Annotated in this window: 12 protein-coding genes; 8 read left to right on the top strand and 4 right to left on the bottom strand. The window is 64.6% G+C overall.

All coding sequences use genetic code 11. The features are described from left to right. Positions 1-3: 3 nt before the first annotated feature. From F4U95_RS01110 to F4U95_RS01080, 7 genes are all read left to right on the top strand, one after another. The gene (locus F4U95_RS01110; protein WP_232016293.1) at positions 4-522 is read left to right on the top strand and encodes a DUF3237 family protein; all 519 of its coding nucleotides are present in this window, start codon (positions 4-6) and stop codon (positions 520-522) included. Next, positions 519-1619, top strand: coding sequence for a hypothetical protein (locus F4U95_RS01105; RefSeq protein ID WP_120253159.1), 1101 nt, complete (start codon positions 519-521; stop codon positions 1617-1619). Before F4U95_RS01110 ends, F4U95_RS01105 begins: the two co-directional genes overlap by 4 nt. A 98-nt stretch (positions 1620-1717) precedes the next feature. Next, positions 1718-2176, top strand: coding sequence for a type II 3-dehydroquinate dehydratase (locus F4U95_RS01100; protein ID WP_120253158.1), 459 nt, complete (start codon positions 1718-1720; stop codon positions 2174-2176). Next, entirely contained in the window at positions 2173-3474 is a 1302-nt protein-coding gene (locus F4U95_RS01095; protein WP_120253157.1) for an MFS transporter, read from the top strand. Before F4U95_RS01100 ends, F4U95_RS01095 begins: the two co-directional genes overlap by 4 nt. Before the next feature lie 99 nt (positions 3475-3573). Then, a complete protein-coding gene (locus tag F4U95_RS01090; RefSeq protein ID WP_232016291.1) occupies positions 3574-6531 on the top strand; it encodes a TonB-dependent receptor domain-containing protein in 2958 nt (985 codons plus the stop codon). A 71-nt stretch (positions 6532-6602) separates the two neighbouring features. Beyond that, the gene (locus F4U95_RS01085; RefSeq protein ID WP_120253156.1) at positions 6603-7475 is read left to right on the top strand and encodes a shikimate dehydrogenase; all 873 of its coding nucleotides are present in this window, start codon (positions 6603-6605) and stop codon (positions 7473-7475) included. Positions 7476-7496: 21 nt separating this feature from the next. Continuing rightward, positions 7497-9368, top strand: coding sequence for a bifunctional sugar phosphate isomerase/epimerase/4-hydroxyphenylpyruvate dioxygenase family protein (locus tag F4U95_RS01080; RefSeq protein ID WP_232016289.1), 1872 nt, complete (start codon positions 7497-7499; stop codon positions 9366-9368). Positions 9369-9426: 58 nt separating this feature from the next. Here F4U95_RS01080 and F4U95_RS01075 read toward each other — a convergent pair whose 3' ends face one another. The 4 genes from F4U95_RS01075 to F4U95_RS01060 form a co-directional block, all read right to left on the bottom strand. Next, entirely contained in the window at positions 9427-10203 is a 777-nt protein-coding gene (locus F4U95_RS01075) for a Ros/MucR family transcriptional regulator (protein ID WP_120253155.1), read from the bottom strand. Between the two features lie 290 nt (positions 10204-10493). Continuing rightward, complete coding sequence (locus tag F4U95_RS01070; RefSeq protein ID WP_120253154.1) at positions 10494-11906, bottom strand: efflux transporter outer membrane subunit; 1413 nt, start codon at positions 11904-11906, stop codon at positions 10494-10496. Then, positions 11896-13089, bottom strand: coding sequence for an efflux RND transporter periplasmic adaptor subunit (locus tag F4U95_RS01065; protein ID WP_120253153.1), 1194 nt, complete (start codon positions 13087-13089; stop codon positions 11896-11898). Before F4U95_RS01065 ends, F4U95_RS01070 begins: the two co-directional genes overlap by 11 nt. Beyond that, on the bottom strand, positions 13082-16279 hold the full coding sequence (locus F4U95_RS01060; protein WP_150411812.1) for an efflux RND transporter permease subunit: 3198 nt from the start codon (positions 16277-16279) through the stop codon (positions 13082-13084). The genes F4U95_RS01065 and F4U95_RS01060 overlap by 8 nt, the downstream gene beginning before the upstream one ends. 247 nt (positions 16280-16526) lie before the next feature. On the opposite strand from F4U95_RS01060, the gene F4U95_RS01055 reads away from it, so the two are divergent. After that, positions 16527-17432 (top strand): LysR substrate-binding domain-containing protein, encoded by a 906-nt coding sequence (locus F4U95_RS01055; RefSeq protein WP_120253151.1) that lies wholly within the window; start codon positions 16527-16529, stop codon positions 17430-17432. Positions 17433-17497 lie beyond the last annotated feature (65 nt).

The raw sequence follows: 17497 nt of genomic DNA, 5'->3' as shown, positions 1-17497 counted from the left end.
GCAATGACCAGCAGACGGGACATTTTGACCGGCATCGGCGGCGCGATGGCCTTGTGGGCGGTGCCGGGCAGGGCAGCTACCACCGAAGCGCCCGGCCTCGACTTCGTCTATGAGGCGACCGTGATGCTGGAACCGACCGAAGAAATCGGGCCGACCCCCATCGGTACTCGCCGCCGCGTGCCGATCACCGGTGGCACTTTTGCCGGTCCCCGCATCCGGGGCACGGTGGTCGCGGGCGGCGCGGACTGGCAGTTGCAGCGCGCCGACAATTGGACCGTGATTGAGGCCGACTATATGATGCGCGCCGACGACGGCACGCCGATCCATGTCCGCAATGTCGGCCTGACCAACAGCCGGGTGCCCGGCGCGTCGCGCCGCTATCTGCGCACCGTGCCCAGTTTCGAGGCGCCGATCGGCCCGCATGACTGGCTCAATCAGGCGATCTTCATTGGCACCATCGGCCCGCCGCCCGAAGACGCGCCCAAGCCCGCCGTGCGCATCCGGGTCTATCGCGTTACATGAGGCGGCTTTCCATCTTGACCGGTGCGGCCATTCTGGCGCTGACCGGCTGCGCGACCCCATTGTCCATACAGCGACCCGCCGACGCCTGCGCCCCGACCGCGCAGTTCGACTTCGTTTGCGGCGCGAACAAGCCCGAAGACCTGGCCCATATTCCCGATACACCCTGGATCGTCGCCAGCGGCTTTGCGACCGGGGCCGGGCTGAAACTGGTGGATAGCCGCACCCGACAGGCCCGCTTCTGGTTCACCGCCGTCGCCGATCAGGTCGCACCAGACCCCGCCTATCCCGATTGCGTCAAGCCGCCCGATCCCGCGCTCTTCACCGCGCGGGGCCTCAGCCTGCGGATGACCGGACCGGGGCAGGGCAGGTTGCTGGTCGTCAATCATGGTGGGCGCGAAGCGATTGAGGTCTTCGCCATCGACGCGCGCGATAGCGCCGCGCCGCCGACACTGCGCTGGCAGGGTTGCCTCGCCATGCCCGACGGCCATGTCGCCAACGCCGTCGCCTCCTATGGCGACGGTACGGTGCTCGCCACGGTGCTGACGCGTCCGGGCACCAGCATCACCGACTTCGTGGTCGGCCGTACGACGGGCGGCGTCTATCAGCGCGGCCCGCAGGATCGCGCCTTCCGGCTGCTGCCCGGCACCGAATTGCCCGGCAATAACGGGCTGGAAACGGCGCGCGACGATAGTGGCTTCTACGTGATCGCCTTCGGCCTGCGGGAAGTCGTCGCCTATGGGCGGCACAACACGCGCCAGCCATTATGGCGCGCGCTGGCGCCCGAATTCATGCCCGACAACATCCATTGGGACGGCGAACGGCTGCTGCTGGCCGGCATGGTGCGCGACGAACCGGCCTGCGGCGGTGTGCGCAAGATCGTCAACGGCGTGGCCGACGGCATGCTTTGTCATCGCGGCTATGCCGTGGCGCAACTCGACCCGGAAAATCGGCACTTCTCCCTGATCGCCTATGGCCCGCCCGATCCGGCCTTCAATGGCGTATCGGCGGCCGTGCTGCTGGGTGAGGATCTCTGGCTCGGTTCCTATCAGGCCGACCGGATCGCCGTCCGCCGCCTGCCCAAAAATGGTATGAACTAGTTAGTACATTTTGCTTGCGCACGGCCTCTGTTGCGCGTAGATGTGATTCTGCAAGATCGGGAAACATATTCCGGCATTCGGGGAGGATCGGGCCAGTCATGGGCCAGCGTGATATCTACATCTTGAACGGCCCCAATCTCGACCATCTGGGTGTGCGCGAACCGCATATCTACGGGTTCGAGACGCTCGCCGATGTCGAAGCGGCCTGCCGGCGCGAGGCCGAGGGCTGGGACGTCAATCTGATCTTTCGCCAGACCAATGCCGAGCATGAAATGGTCGGCTGGTTGCATGAGGCGCGCGTCGGTGCGATGGGCATCGTCCTTAATCCCGCCGCATTCTCCTATGCCGGCTATGCCATGCTGGACGCGCTCAAAATGTGCGATTGCCCGATCGTGGAGGTTCATATTTCCAATATCCATCGCCGGGACGAGGAATGGCGTACCCGTTCAATCGTGACGCGCACCGCCACGGCCATCGTGTCGGGCATGGGGACGGACGGCTATGCGCTGGCCGTGCGCCATCTGCTGTATCTCGGCCAGCGGCGGAACGCGGCATGAGGGCGCCTGTGAACCCCGGCGGCCTGATGCGTCCCACCCGCGCGCGCATCGGCGTGCTGGCGCTCATCAGCGTCGCTACCTTGCTCAACTATATGGATCGCGCCGTCATGGGCGTGGCCGCGCCGTCACTCACGGCGGAACTCAAGATTTCGCCGGAAATGATGGGTTTCATCTTCTCGGCTTTCTCCTGGACCTATGCCGCGTCGCAGATTCCAGGCGGACTGCTGCTGGACCGGCTGGGCACGCGCATCACCTATGCCGGATCGCTGATCCTCTGGTCCTTCTTCACTTTGCTCCACGGCATAGCCGGTAATGTGGCGATGTTGTTCGGCTTCCGCCTTGCGCTGGGCATGGCGGAGGCACCTTGCTACCCGTGCAACAGCCGCATTCTCAGCAGTTGGTTCCCGCAGGATGAACGTGCGCGCGCCAATTCCGTCTATGCCGTGGGGCAATATGCGGGCCTCGCCTTCTTCGCGCCGGTTCTGTTCTGGGTGGTGGGCAGCTTCGGCTGGCGCGCCCTGTTCCTGATCGCCGGTGCGCTGGGCATGGCGTTCGGCCTGCTGATGTACGCCCGCTATCGCGATCCGGGTGAAAGCAGCCGCGTCAACGCCGCCGAGCTCGCCCATATTCAGGCAGGCGGCGGCCTGACGATCGCCAAGACGGACGAGAAGATCCCCTTTTCCTGGGCCAATGTGCGCAAGCTGATGAGCAAGCGCCAGATTTTGGGCGCCTCGATCGGCCAGTTTTGCGGTAATTCGACGCTGGTTTTCTTCCTGACCTGGTTCCCCACCTATCTGGCGACCGAGCGGGGCATGGACTGGCTGAAATCCGGCACCTTCGCGGTGCTGCCCTATATCGCCGCGTCGGCCGGCGTGCTGCTGGGCGGGCAGGTTTCCGACATGCTGATCCGCCGCACCGGCTCGGCCAATATCGGGCGCAAGCTGCCGATCGTTGCTGGGCTGCTGCTGGCCTCCACCATCGTCGCCGCCAATTTCGTGCAGAGCAACACGCTGGTCATCGCCATCATGTCCATCGCCTTTTTCGGGCAGGGCATGGTCAATCTGGGCTGGACGCTGATTTCCGATGTCGCTCCGCGCCAATATATCGGCCTGACTGGCGGCGTCTTCAACCTCTGCGCCAATCTGGCCGGCATCGTGACGCCGATCGTGGTCGGCGTGATCGTGGGCCAGACCGGCTCCTTCTACGGCGCGCTGGCTTTCATCGGCGTACTCGCGCTGGTTGGGGCCGCTGCCTATGTCTTCATCGTGGGGGATGTACGCCGGGTGGAAATGGACTGACCGACAGACGGTTCAGAATATAGCCCTAAGGGACAATAGAGCCTCGGGTCGCATCAAATTATGTACGAACTAGTTAGTAATAAAAAATGGGAGGATGGAATGAAAACAGGTTTCACCATGCAGCTTCGCCTCGGCGGATCGCTGGCCGCGCTGGCGCTGGGCGCCTTTGCCTCGCCGCTCTGGGCGCAGGATCAGGCAGCGCCTGCTGAAAAGGCCGCCGGCGCACTGGCCCCGCAGGCCACTGACGCAGCAGCGCAGCAGACCGCCGACATCGTCGTCACCGGATCGCTGATCGCCCGCCCGAACAATGTCGCGGTCAGCCCGATCGTCACCGTCTCTGACGAGCTCGTCCAGCAAAGCGGGCAGATCACGCTGGAAGATTCGCTCAACCAGCTGCCGGGCTTCACCCCATCGGGCAATGCCGGCACCGGCGGCCAGGGGGCCGGCGGCCGCGCCACGCTCAATCTGCGCGGCCTGGGTTCCAACCGCAACCTCGTCCTGCTCGACGGCCGCCGCCTGCCGCTGTCGGATATCAACGGCAATGTCGACATCAACATCCTGCCGGAATCGATCATCGGTTCGGTGGATGTCATCACCGGCGGCGCGTCGGCCATTTACGGGTCGGACGCCATGTCGGGCGTCGTCAATTTCAAGACCGACAAATATTTCGACGGTGTCCGCGTCGATATCCAGAACGGCAACAGCTTCCGCGGCGACTATGGCAAGTTCAACGGTTCGCTCGCGCTGGGGACGAAATTCGCCGACGATCGCGGCCGGTTGATGCTGGCGCTCAGCTATGGCCAGCGCGACCCGCTCTCCGGTTCGCAGCGCGGCTTCTTCTCCGACAAGGTGCCATCCTCCTTCATCGGCACCGGCACCTTCGTTCCCAACGCGCTCAACCTGCCGAGCCAGGCCGCGCTCAATGGCGTCTTTGGCCGATATGGCGTCACCACGCCGATCAACCGGACCTTGAACCTGGGCTTCAACAATGATGGCTCGCTCTTCGTTCAGACCGGCGCGGTCAATTATAAGGGGCCACGCGACGGCGCCTATGCCGTGGTCGGCGGCAATGTCCGCATGCCGGTCGGCCCGCAGCTTCAGATTCTCAACGCCTTCGAACGCAAGTCGGCCTTCGCCAAGGGCGAGTTCGACCTGACGGAATCGCTGACCGCCTACGGCCAGTTCCTCTATGTCGACTCCACCGTCACCACTGAAGCGGGCGGCAGCCTGACGCAGTTCGCGCCCTTCACCACCATTCCGGTCACCAACCCCTTCATCCCCAATGATCTGCGCACGCTGCTGGCGTCGCGCAGCAATCCGAACGCGCCGTTTCGCTGGAGCGCCCGCTATGTCGGCATCGGCGACAAGGGCTGGGAAGAAAATTATCGGGTCCAGCAATATCTGGGCGGCCTGAAGGGCACGATCGCGGGATCGTGGAAGTTCGACGGCTTCGTCGCCTATGACGAGACGGTCCATAACCAGTCGATGTTCAATGCCGTGCTGAAATCGCGCGTCCAGAACCTGCTCAATGCGGCCGATGGCGGTGCGTCGCTGTGCGCGGGCGGCTATAATCCCTTCGGCATCACCAACGCGACCAGCCTGTCGCGCGCATGCCAGCAATATATGACCGCCACCGTCAACAGCCGCGAACGGTTGACCCAGACGCAGGTCCAGGGCCAGGTCAACGGCCCGCTGTTCGACCTGCCGGCCGGTCCGGTCCAGTTGGCGCTGCTCGCCGGTTATCGCAAAAATACCTATAAATATGATCCCAGTGCGGATCTGGTGTCCAACAATGTCGAATCCGTCGTCGGCTCCAATCCGGCGCAGGGCGACATCAGCGTCAAGGAATTCGCCGCTCAGATCGACGTGCCGTTGCTGTCGGACAAGCCCTTTTTCCGCGAACTGGGCGTGGGCGCGGCCTTCCGCTATTCTGACTATAATACGACCGGCAGCGTGAAGAGCTACGAATTCGACGCGCGCTGGCAGCCTGTCGACGCGTTGCTGATCCGCGGCAGCTTCCAGCGCGCGGTGCGGGCGCCCAATATCGGTGAGCTCTTCTCGCCCGTCACCGGATCGCAGCTGGCGATCGGTACGCCGCCTGCCGCGATCGGCGATCCGTGCGATGTCCGCTCCTCGGCCCGGACCGGTGCGAACGGCGCGCAGGTGCGTGGCCTCTGCCTGGCGCAGGGCATCCCGGCCGCCGCGATCGACGCCTATCAGTTCGCCACCACCGCCACTGGCGGCAATATTCAGGGCAACAGTGCGCTGACACCTGAAAAGGCCAACACCTTCAATGTCGGATTCGTATTCAATCCGAAAATCTCGTCGCCCTGGCTGTCGGGCTTCTCCTTCTCGGTCGACTATTACAACATCAAGATCAGCAACGTCATTTCGACCATCAATGGTCTGACGGCGCTCGCCAAATGCTATAATCTGGATGGATCGAACAGCAGCTATTCCAACAGCAACGAATTCTGTCGCCTTGTCGAACGCGATCCGACCGGTCAGCTGGTCGCCATCGCCCAGCCTTATCTGAACCTAGGGGCGCTCGACACCGATGGCGTCGATGTGCAGGTGAACTGGTCGCTCAAACTGTCCGACGCCGGCATCGGCGATGGATCGGGCAAAATCTATGCTTCGTCCGCTATCGGCTGGCTGAACCACTACAAGGTCCAGACGCTGCCCGGTTCCGCGTCGCAGGATTTCGTCGGCACCAGCACGCCGGGCCGCCCGCTGCCCAAGTGGAAGGCGCTGACGACCGCCGGTTACAGCTCCGACACGTTCGGCATCGGTTTGCGCTGGCGCTATCAGGGCAAGCTGCGCGACATCAGCGCGATCACCACGCCTGCGGCGGAACAGGTCGGGGTGAAGCCCTATAATCTGTTCGATGTCTTCTCCACGCTGGACATCAACGACAATATGCAGCTGCGCGGTGGCATCACCAACCTGTTCGACAAGGGCATTCCCTTCGTCGCCAGCTCGCAGAACGGCACCGATGCCGGCACCTACGACATGGTGGGCCGCTCCTTCTATGTCGGCGCGAAGCTCAAATTCTGATCTCTCCGCCTGCCTCGCCGCCCGGTCATTCGGGCGGCGGGGATATTTTCTCCCAATCGGATGATCCCACATTGACCCAGACCCGCTCCGTCCCCGCCCGCTATCTGACCGGCTTGATCGGGCGGGATATCCAGGCGTCGCTCACGCCGCGTCTTCAGGAAAGCGAAGCGGATGCGCAAGGCGTGCGCCTGATCTATCGCCTGTTCGATTTCGCGGCCGACGGCATGGATGGCAAGGATCTGCCCCGTCTGCTCGACGCGCTGCAACTGGCCGGTTTCGCCGGCGTCAACGTCACCCACCCCTATAAACAGGCGGTCATCGCCCATCTGGACGATCTTTCGCCCCAGGCGGCGCAGATCGGATCGGTCAACACCGTCGTCTTCCGCGATGGCCGGCGTATCGGCTATAATACGGACGTCACCGGCTTTGCCGAAAATCTCCGCTCCGGCCTGCCGCATGGCACCGACACGACGCGGGTGGTCCAGATGGGCGCCGGCGGGGCAGGGGCGGCGACCGCTCATGCGCTGATGGATCTGGGCGTGGCGGAACTGACCCTGTTCGATTCCGACATAGACCGCGCCACCGCTCTTGCCGCGGCACTCTGTGCCGCCCACGGCGCCGGCCGCGCGATCGTGGGGCAGGATCTGAGCATGGCGATCGGCCGCGCCGACGGCATCGTCAACGCGACCCCCATGGGCATGGCGGTGCATCCGGGATCCGCAATCCCGCGCGACCTGCTCGAACCGCGCCTTTGGGTCACGGACATCGTCTATTTCCCGCTGGAAACCCAGCTGCTGCGCGAAGCGCGAGAGGCCGGCTGCACGACGCTCGACGGCAGCGGCATGACCATTTTCCAGGCAGTCGGCGCGTTCCAGCATTTCACCGGCCTCACCGCCGATCCCGCCCGCATGCGCGTGAATTTCCACGCCGCGCTTGCGGGCTGACGACAGAAGGAGAGGCAAGCCATGACCCTGCAATTCGGCATCGCCACCGTATCCTTGAGCGGCACGCTGGAGGAGAAACTGCGCGCCGCCGCCGCTGCCGGTTTCGACGGGGTGGAGATTTTCGAGAATGACCTGATCGCCTCGCCACTCCGCCCTCGCGAAGTGCGGGCGATGCTGGACGATCTCGGCCTTTCCTGCATGCTCTATCAGCCGTTCCGCGATTTCGAGGGGATGCCGGGCGCCATGCGTCAGCGTGCCTTCGACCGGGCGGCGGCCAAGTTCGACCTGATGGGTGAACTCGGCGCGCGTCACATTCTGGTCTGTTCCAACTGCTCGCCCCATGCGCTGGGCGAGCGCAACCGCATCGTCGCCGACTTTCAGCAACTGGGCGAACTGGCCGCCACCCACGACATCATCGTGGGCTATGAGGCACTGGCCTGGGGCCGCCATGTCTTCGATCATCGCGATGCCTGGTCCATCGTGGAGCAGGTCGATCATCCCAATGTCGGCATCATCCTCGACAGTTTCCATTCCCTCTCGCGCGGTATCCCCAGCGACAGCATCCGCGCTATTCCCGGCGACAAGATCGCCTTTGTCCAACTAGCCGACGCACCGAAACTGGATATGGACCTGCTCTATTGGAGCCGCCATTTCCGCAATTTTCCGGGGCAGGGCGGTCTTGCCGTCGAAGCCTATGTGGCAGAGATATTGGCGACCGGTTATTCAGGTCCGCTCTCGCTCGAAATCTTCAACGATCGTTTTCGCGGCTGGTCCGCAGATCTGATCGCGGCCGACGGACTACGCTCGCTCCGCCATGTCGAGGATGCGGCGCTGCGTTTGCTCGACCGGCCGGCCGCCGCACCCACACCGCCGGCCCATGTTCGGCCCGAATTCGTCGAATTTACGGTAGGCGACGAAGATGTTCCCGCGCTGGAGCGCATGTTCGGCTCGCTCGGCTTCGTCCGCACCGGCATTCATCCGACCAAGGCGGTCAGCCGCTGGCAGGCGGGATCGGTCAATCTGGTCGTCAATGCGCAAGCAGAGGGCTTCGGCCATGATTTCCGCGTCGCCCATGGCCCGTCCATCTGTGCCGTGGGACTGGTTGTGCCCGATCGCGATGCGGTCGCGGCGCGCGCGGCCCATCTAGGCATCCGCACGGTGGACGATGGTGACGCGCCCGGCAATCTCGCCTTCCCTGCATTACGCGGCATCGGCGGCAGTCTGGTCTATCTGATCGGGGCGGACGACGTCGACGCCATGTGGGACAGTGAATTCACGCCCACCGGCGCCGTCGTCGACGACGCGCCGCTATCCATCGACCATCTCGCCGCGGTCGTGCGGATCGAAGAATATCTGTCCTGGCAACTCTATTGGCGCTCGCTGTTCGGCTTGCAGCAAAGTTTCCAGGCCGATGTGATCGATCCGTCGGGACTGGTGCTAAGCCAGCCGCTGCAATCGGCGGACGGGGCGCTGCGCGTCACGCTCAACGCGTCCGAAGCGCTCGGCACTCTGTCGTCGCGCTTCGTCGAACATAATGTCGGTGGCGGCTATCAGCATATTGCGCTCGCTACGCCGGACTTGTTGGCGCGGACGGCAAGCATGGCGCAGGGCGGCGCCGAAATCCTGCCGATCCCGGCCAATTATCATGATGACATCGCGGCCCGCTTCGGGCTTGACGATCGGCGGCGCGATGCATTGGCGCAGGCGAACATCTTCTATGATGCAGACGGTAACGGCGGCGACTATCTCCAACTCTATAGCCGCGCCTTCCACAAACGCTTCTTCTTCGAATTTGTCGAGCGCCACGATTATGAAGGCTATGGCGCGCCCAATGCCAGCATCCGCCTGGCATCGCAGGAACGCTATAAATATGCGGCGGTCGATCCGGACTGATCGCGCGCGACCGGCCTGACAGACGCCGCACCCTCACGGGATGCGGCGCCTCTTGTCGTCAGGAGGCGGCGTCGGTCGCCTCGGCCTTGATGCCCAGCTTCTTGCGCGGTGCCTTAGGCGCGGCTGGCGCCTTGGTGGCGGCGCTTTTCGCCTTGGCCGGCTCTGCGGCGGCAGGTGCGGCCTTCGCCGCTACTTCGGCCTTGGGCTTTGCCGCTGCCTTCGCGGCAGGGGCAGCCTTCTTGGCGGCAGGCTTGGGCGCCGGCGTTTCGGCTACCACCGGCACGCTTGCCGGTGCCGCAGCGGCAGGCTTGGCACTGGCCTTCTTCTTGGGGGCAGGGGCGGCCTTGGTGGCGGCGCTTTTCGCCTTGGCCGGCGGGGTTGCAGGCTTGGCCTCGGCGGCAGGTGCGGCGGCGGCCGCAGCGGCGACCCGCGCCTGCGTACCGCGCTGGCCCAGGCCCAGCTTCTGCGCCACGGCGCGGCGCTGGTCCGAATAGGCCTGCGCCACCATCGGATAGCTTTCGGGCAGGCCATAGCGCGCGCGATAGTCGGCCGGGGTCAGGCCATGGGTGGCCAGATGGCGCTTGAGCGTCTTGTACGGCCGCCCGTCGATCAGGCTCAAAATATGCTCGCGCGATGCGATACTCTTGCGCACGCTCACGGCGGGGACATGCTCGACCGTCTCCGGCTCCGCCGGCGCAGTCTCCGCGATCAGTGCGGCGCGGGTCGACTGGATCAATGTGGCCAGATCTTCGCTGGCGACTGTGTTGTTGGCGACATAGGCGCTCAGCAACTGGACGGTCAGGCTCGTATAATCGGGCTGTTCGGTGTCGGCCATGATGATATCCTATCCAGATGGTCGGCCCGTTGAGGTGGGACATGGGAATGGGCCATATGGCTTTGTGCCGTCATCCGGCGCAATTGTCAAAGCGGCATGGAAAAGGCGGGTCGCTGACAAGGAAGGATGCCGCGCTCTGCTCCAAGATTTTGCAGTGCAACAATTGATCGTTCCGATCAATCGTCATGGTTAATCGAAGCATATCATCTTGCGCTTCGAAAATGGAGGCGTGGCAATATTGAGGAGGAGGCGGATGGCGACAGGCTTCGCATCGTCCGCCTCCTGTTCGATCAGGCCGGGTCGACCGATCCGCCCAAAGCCTTGACCAGCGCGATGCTGGCGCGCATTCGCGCAAATTCCGCATTCAGCAGCGCGCTTTGCGCATCGAGCGCATCGGTCTGCGCGGTGACGACTTCCAGATAGTCCGACGCACCGTCGCGATAGCGGGTGAAGGCAAGGTCGCTCGTCCGCTGCGCCGCCTGTGCCGCGTCGCGCTGATCGACCAGTTGCACCGACAGGTGACGCAGTGCAGCGATACCGTCCTCCACGTCGCGAAAGGCGCCCAGCACCGTGGCGCGATAGCTGGCGGCCTGCTCATCATACTCCGCACGCGATAATTTGACCTGCGCCTTGCGCCGGCCGCCGTCGAACAGGGTCAGCGCCGCCGCCAGCGGCCCCAGGCCCCAGACGCTATTGGGCGTGGACAGTAATTGGCCGTGCGTGGTCTGCCACCCGCCGCTCAGTCCCAGCGTCAACGATGGAAAGAAAGCCGCGCGCGCCACGCCGATCCGGGCGTTCATGGCGAACATGCGCCGCTCGGCCGCCGCGACATCGGGCCGACGCTGCAACAGCGCGGATGGTGCCCCCGTCGGCACTGCGGGCGCCTTGAGCGCCTGAACCTGCGGCGCGATCGCAAAGCCGGATGCCACGGCACCGGTCAGCGCTGCCAGTTCATGTTCGGTCGCCGCCCGCTCATTGGCGACCGCCGAAATCCGAGCCTTGGCATTGCTCAGCGTCGTACGCGCGCGATTGACGTCGATCCCCGACGCGATGCCGCCTTCATGGCGCGTGTCGGTCAACCGATAGGCGCGATCGAACGCCTCGACCGTGCGATGCAGCAGGTCAGCCTGCGCATCCAGCCCGCGCAATCGTGCATAGGCATCGGCCACCGACGCCTGAAGGCTGAGGCGCGCTGCGGCCAGATCGGCTTCGCTTGCCTGCGCGTCGGCGTTCGCGGCCTTCACGCTGTTGCGGATGCGCCCCCACAAATCCAGCTCATAATCCAGCGTCGCGCCGACCGAATAGTCATTATAGGTCTGCGCATTGCCATTGCCCTGGAACCGGTTGCCGGACACGCGCCGGCGACTGCCATCTGCGCCCACGCCCACGGTCGGGATCAGGTCCGATGTTTCGACCCGCGCCACGGCGCGCGCCTGATCGTAGCGCGCCAGCGCCGCCGCCAAGGTTGGACTGGCGGCCTCGGCGCGTGTCTCCAGATCGTCGAGCACCGGATCGCCGAACGCGCTCCACCACGCACCGCGTGGCGCGACGTCCATCGGCGTCGCCTGGGTCCAGCCCTCCATTTCCTTGTAGCTTTCGGGCGCGGCGATCTGCGGTGGCTGATAGGCCGGCGCCATCGAACAGGCGCCCAGCAGACTCAGCCCCAAGGCCGGCAGCGCCCGCTGCACCATCTTACCCCGCATGCGCCGTGCCCTTGCCGCCCGACGCGACGCTCACCTTGTCGCCCGACTGGATCGAATCCGGTGGGGAATCGATCACCTTGTCGCCTGGCCTGATCGCGCCGGAAATCAGCACGGTCGCGCCTTCGTCGCGGGTGATGGTGACGGGGCGTACGGTCACGCGATTGTCGCTGCCGACCACCGCGACGGTCGGACCGTCATTGCCATAGAGAATGGCGCTGCCCGGCAGGGACATGCCATTGCCGCCACCTTGTCCGACATTGAAGCTGACCTGCGCAAAGGCGCCCGGCTTCAATGCCCGATCGGGATTTTCGGCCTGCAACTGCACCAGAACCGCGCCCGATTGCGCATCGACTGCGCCGGCACTGCTGGTCAGCGTGGCGGTGAACGTCCGGCCCGGATATTCGGGCAGCATCAGCGTGGCGGCCATGCCCGGCTTCACCTGCGCCGAATAGCCCTGCGGCACGCGGACATAGATGCGCATGCGATGCACGTCGGACACGGTGAAGAGCGGCTGCGACGCGGCATTGCCCGCCACCACCAGCGCACCGATCTGCGCCGCGCGGCTGGTCACGACCCCATCGAAGGGCGCGGCCAGTCGGGTAAAGCCCTGCAACGCACGCAGCCGCTTCACATTGGCCATTGCCGCGTTGGTGACCGCCGATCGCGCGGCCAGATCGCCATTCTTCTCGTCCGATTCCTGTTTGGATACGGCATCCTTGGCCAGCATCACGGCCCAGCGCTTGGCCGTCGTTTCGGCAAGGCGTTGCTGGGCCAGCGCGGTCTGATAATCGGCCTGCGCGGCGGCCAGCTGCTGGTCGACTTCCGGCGCGTCCAGCACGGCCAGCGACTGTCCGGCCCGCACATTGTCGCCGATATCGGCCAGCCACCGGCTGACATAGCCATTGGTCCGGGCATAGATGGCCGCGCTGTTATAGGCCTGGACATTGCCCGGCAGCACCAGCGCGCCGCCCTTGCCATCCTGCTTGGGCGATACGACCGCGACGGAGGGAATGGCCGCCTTTTCCGCCGTGCCGCGCAACTCGTTGGTTGCGCTGATCCGGGTCGCCACGCCAAAGCCCACGACGGCGATGGCGATCACGGCGGCGCCGATGCCCACGCGCTTGAGCGTTCGGCTGTCCGGGCCGGTGACGGGCTGATTCTGTTCCGGGGTGATATCAGACATGGCTGGGCTGCATTTCCATCTGGGGGTCGGCGGCCTTGTGGCGGCGGTGGACGAAGCTGAAGATGACGGGGACGAAGAAGAGGGTGGCGATGGTGGCGCAGACCAGACCGCCGATCACCGCGCGGCCCAGCGGCGCATTCTGCTCGCCGCCTTCGCCCAGGCCCAGCGCCATCGGACCCATGCCGATGATCATGGCCAATGCGGTCATCAGCACCGGGCGGAAACGGACCATGCCCGCCTCCATCGCGGCGGCGGTCGCGTCGCCCAGTTCGGCCAGCTTCTCTCGCGCGAAGCTGACGACCAGGATCGAGTTGGCGGTCGCGACGCCCATGCACATGATCGCGCCGGTCAGCGCCGGGACCGACAAGGTGGTACCGGTCACGAACAGCATCCACACGATGCCGGCCAGCGCCGCGGGCAGGGCGGTGATGATGACGAAGGGATCGACCCAGCTCTGGAAATTGACGACGATCAACAGGTAGATCAGCACGATCGCGCCGGCCAGGCCAAAGCCCAGACCCGAAAAGGCGGTGTTCATCGTCGCATATTGGCCGCGCATGGTGATGGTCGCGCCCTTGGGCTCTTCCTTCTCCAGCGATTTGATGGCGGCGTTGATGTCGCCCGCCACCGCACCCAGGTCGCGGCTCTGTACCGTGGCATAGATGTCCAGCACCGGCGCGATATTATAATGCGACACCACCGGCACCGTGTTCGACCGCTCGATCGTGGCAAGGCCGCCCAAAGGCTGCACCGCGCCATTCGATCCCGCCGCGGCGGACACCGGCACGTTGGACAGGTCGCTGATCGACCCGACCAGATATTCGGGCGCCTGCGCCACGACCGGATAGGACACGCCCGTCTTGGGATCGACGAAGAAGACGGGCGCGGTCTGCGCGGTGCCCGCCAGCGAACTGGCCAGGCTGGTCGTCACGTCACGCTCGGTCAGGCCATATTGGCCCGCCCGGCTGCGATCGACATCGACGTCCAGCTGCGGCGATCGGCCCGGCTGCTGGATGCGCGCATCGGCAAGCCCCGGAATGGTCGCGACCTTCGCCAGCAGCTTTTGCGCATAGGCGCGGTTGGCGGCGGCATTCTTGCCGGAAATCTGAATGTCGATCGGGGCCGGCGCGCCGAAATTCAAGATCTGGCTGGTGATGTCGGCCGGCAGGAAGGCGAAATTGGTGCCGGGGAAGCGGCGGGGCAGTTCCTCGCGCAGCTTGCCGACGATCTCGTCGGTCGGGCGATGGCCATGCTTCAGGGCGATCATCATGTCGCCATCCTGCGGGCCGATCGTGCCGCTATTATTATAGACCGTGTTGATGGAGCTGACCGGCAGGCCGATATTGTCGGTGATCGACGCCAGTTCCCCGGCCGGCACCATATCCTTGACCGCGGCGGAAATCCGCTCGAACCGTGCCGCCGTATCCTCGATCCGGCTGCCCACCGGCACGCGGATATGCATGGCGATCTGCCCTGAATCCACCGCCGGGAAGAAATTGCTGCCCAGCAGCGGGAGCAGGCCGAAGGACAGGATCACCACAGCCATGAAGCCCAGCAGGAAGGGCTTGCGCGCATTCAATGCGCCGCGCAGCAGCCCGACATAGCTGTCACGGACCGTCTCGAACCGCCTTTCGAAGCCGCGCTGGAACCGCACGAGCGGATTACGCGACTGCGCATCGCCCGACATATGGGCGTCGCCATGCTCGACATGGGGTTTGAGCAGATACATGGCCATCGTCGGCACCAGCGTGCGCGACAGGATGAAGGACGCGATCATCGCGAACACCACCGACAGCGCCATCGGCACGAACAGGAAGCCCGCAACGCCCGGCAGGAAGAACATCGGCACGAACACGATACAGATGCACAGCAGCGACACGAAAGCCGGCGTCACGATCTGCGCCGCGCCGTCCAGGATGGATTCCACCACCCCCTTGCCCTGTTCCAGATGCCAGTTGATATTCTCGATCGTCACCGTCGCGTCGTCGACCAGGATGCCGACCGCCAGCGCCAACCCGCCCAGCGTCATGACGTTCAGCGTCTGGCCGAACATCGCCAGCGCCGCCACCGCCGCTAGAATGGCGAGCGGAATGGACAGTGCGATGATGACCGTCGACCGCCAGCTGCCCAGGAACAGCAGGATCATCAGCGACGTCAGCGCCGCTGCCAGCGCGCCTTCGTGGATCACGCCCTCGACCGCAGCCTTCACGAACAGCGACTGGTCGCCGATCACCAGGATCTTCAGATTGTCGGGCAATGTGGCACTGATCTTGGGCAGCGCTTCCTTCACGCCGTCGACGATCGCCAGCGTCGATGTCGCGCCATTTTTCAGCGCGGTCAGCAGCGCCGACCGGCGTCCTTCGACATGCACCACATTGGTCTGCGGCCCGCTGCCGTCGCGGACATAGGCGATATCGCGCATGTAGATGGTCGCGCCGTTCACTACCTTGACCGGCAGGTCGTTCAGCGCCTCGATCGTGCCGGGCGCGTTGTTCAGGCGCACGCTATACTGGGTCGCGCCGATCTTCACGAAGCCGGCGGGATTGATCTGGTTCTGCGCGGCGATCGCGGTGCCGACATCCTGCGCGGTCAGTCCCTTGGACTGGAGGGCGACCGGATTGAGGTCGATCTGGATCTGCCGCTGCTTGCCGCCCGACGGGAAGGGCATGGCAAGGCCGGGAATGGTGACGAGGGACGGCCGGATCTGATTCTGGCCGAGGTCGAACAATTGCTGTTCGGACAGGCCCTGACCGGACAAGGCCAGTTGCAGGATCGGTACCGTCGACGCGCTATAGTTCAGGATCAGCGGCGGCGTGACGCCCGGCGGCATCTGGCGCAACACCGTCTGCGATACCGACGTCACCTGCGCAGTGGCGGTGCGGATGTCGGCGCCGGGCTGGAAATAGATTTTCACCACGCCGATGCCCTGCATCGACTGGCTTTCGATATGTTCGATATCGTTGACGGTGGTGGTCAGCACCCGCTCATAGGGGGTGACGATGCGGTTCGCCATGTCTTCGGGCGGCAGGCCGGCATATTGCCAGGCCACGGCGATCACCGGGATGCGGATATTGGGGAAGATATCGACCGGGGTGCGCACCGCTGCCATGATGCCGACGATCGCGATCAGGATCGCCATGACGATGAAGGTCAACGGCCTGTGCAGCGCAACCTTGACGATACCGATCAAACCAGGACTCCCGCACGCATCACGCCGGCCCGAACCGCCGGTAGTGAATATTCGCCTCTCCGTTCAATCATGGCCGCAATGGAGAACAACGCATCGAGCCGGTGGACCCGCTATCTCCTGCGTCATGCTTTGCGAAGGCGCCCATTATGGTTTCAAAACGCCACCCTTGGCAGGCGCTATGGGCAGTTGTCTATTTCGTGTCCAATATCTAATAAAGCATGATTGATATCTATGGCGACCTGATCCGATGGACCTAAGACATTTGCGGTATTTCCTGTGCGTGGCGGAGGAGATGCACTTTGGCCGCGCCGCCCGGCGCCTGGGCATGTCGCAACCGCCGCTCAGCCAGCAAATCCGCGCGCTGGAGGAGGAACTGGGCGCCCGCCTGTTCGACCGGACCAGCCGCCGCGTGGCGCTGACGGAGGTTGGCCGGCTGTTCCTGCCCGAAGCGCGCAAGACGCTGGCGCAGGCGGACCATGCCGCGCATGTCGCCCGCCGGACCCAGAGCGGCCATCTGGGGCGGCTTGCGCTGGGTTTCACCGCCTCTGCCCCCTTCGTGCCGCAGATTGCCGATGCGCTCTATGATTTCCGTCAGGGCTTTCCCCATGTCGACCTGCGCGTGCAGGAATTGGGGCGCGACGATCAGGTCGCGCTGATCGAGCGGGGCGATCTCGACATCGGTATCATTCGCGGCGTCGCGCCACCGACCCTGCCCGACGGCCTCAGCGCCACCTGGTTGCTGGAGGAAGATATGCTGCTCGCCCTGCGACAGGACCATGTTCTTGCCCGGCGCGCGGCCGAACCGTCCATCGCGGACCTCGTCGGGGTGCCGTTCGTCCTCTACGCCACCGCCAGCAGCGCGGACTTTAACGACCATTTCTTCACGCTGTGCGAACAGGCCGGATTCCGGCCCAGCATCACGCTGGAGGTCGGCAGTTTCGCGACCTTGCTGGGGCTGGTGGCCGCCGGTTTCGGCGCGACCATATTGTCGCGCTCGCTCTCGCGCCTGCATGTGGACAAGGTGATCCTGCGTCCGCTCTTTCCCACCGTGCGTACCCGGCTATGGATGATCCACAAAAATGACCTGCCTCCCACGGCGCGCGCCTTTCAGGACGCGATCCTGCGGGCGGGCGCCGTCGTGCATCCGGCCTAAGTTCTGGAAAAATAGGGACAATAGGATGGAACGTCGATCGATGGGACGGCGATTTTTCAAAAATC

Origin of the sequence: Sphingobium limneticum, assembly GCF_008710165.1 — a bacterium.
GTDB classification, from domain to species: Bacteria; Pseudomonadota; Alphaproteobacteria; order Sphingomonadales; family Sphingomonadaceae; genus Sphingobium; species Sphingobium limneticum.
Note: the sequence above shows the minus strand (reverse complement) of the source record. Positions and strands in the feature narration are given on the sequence as shown.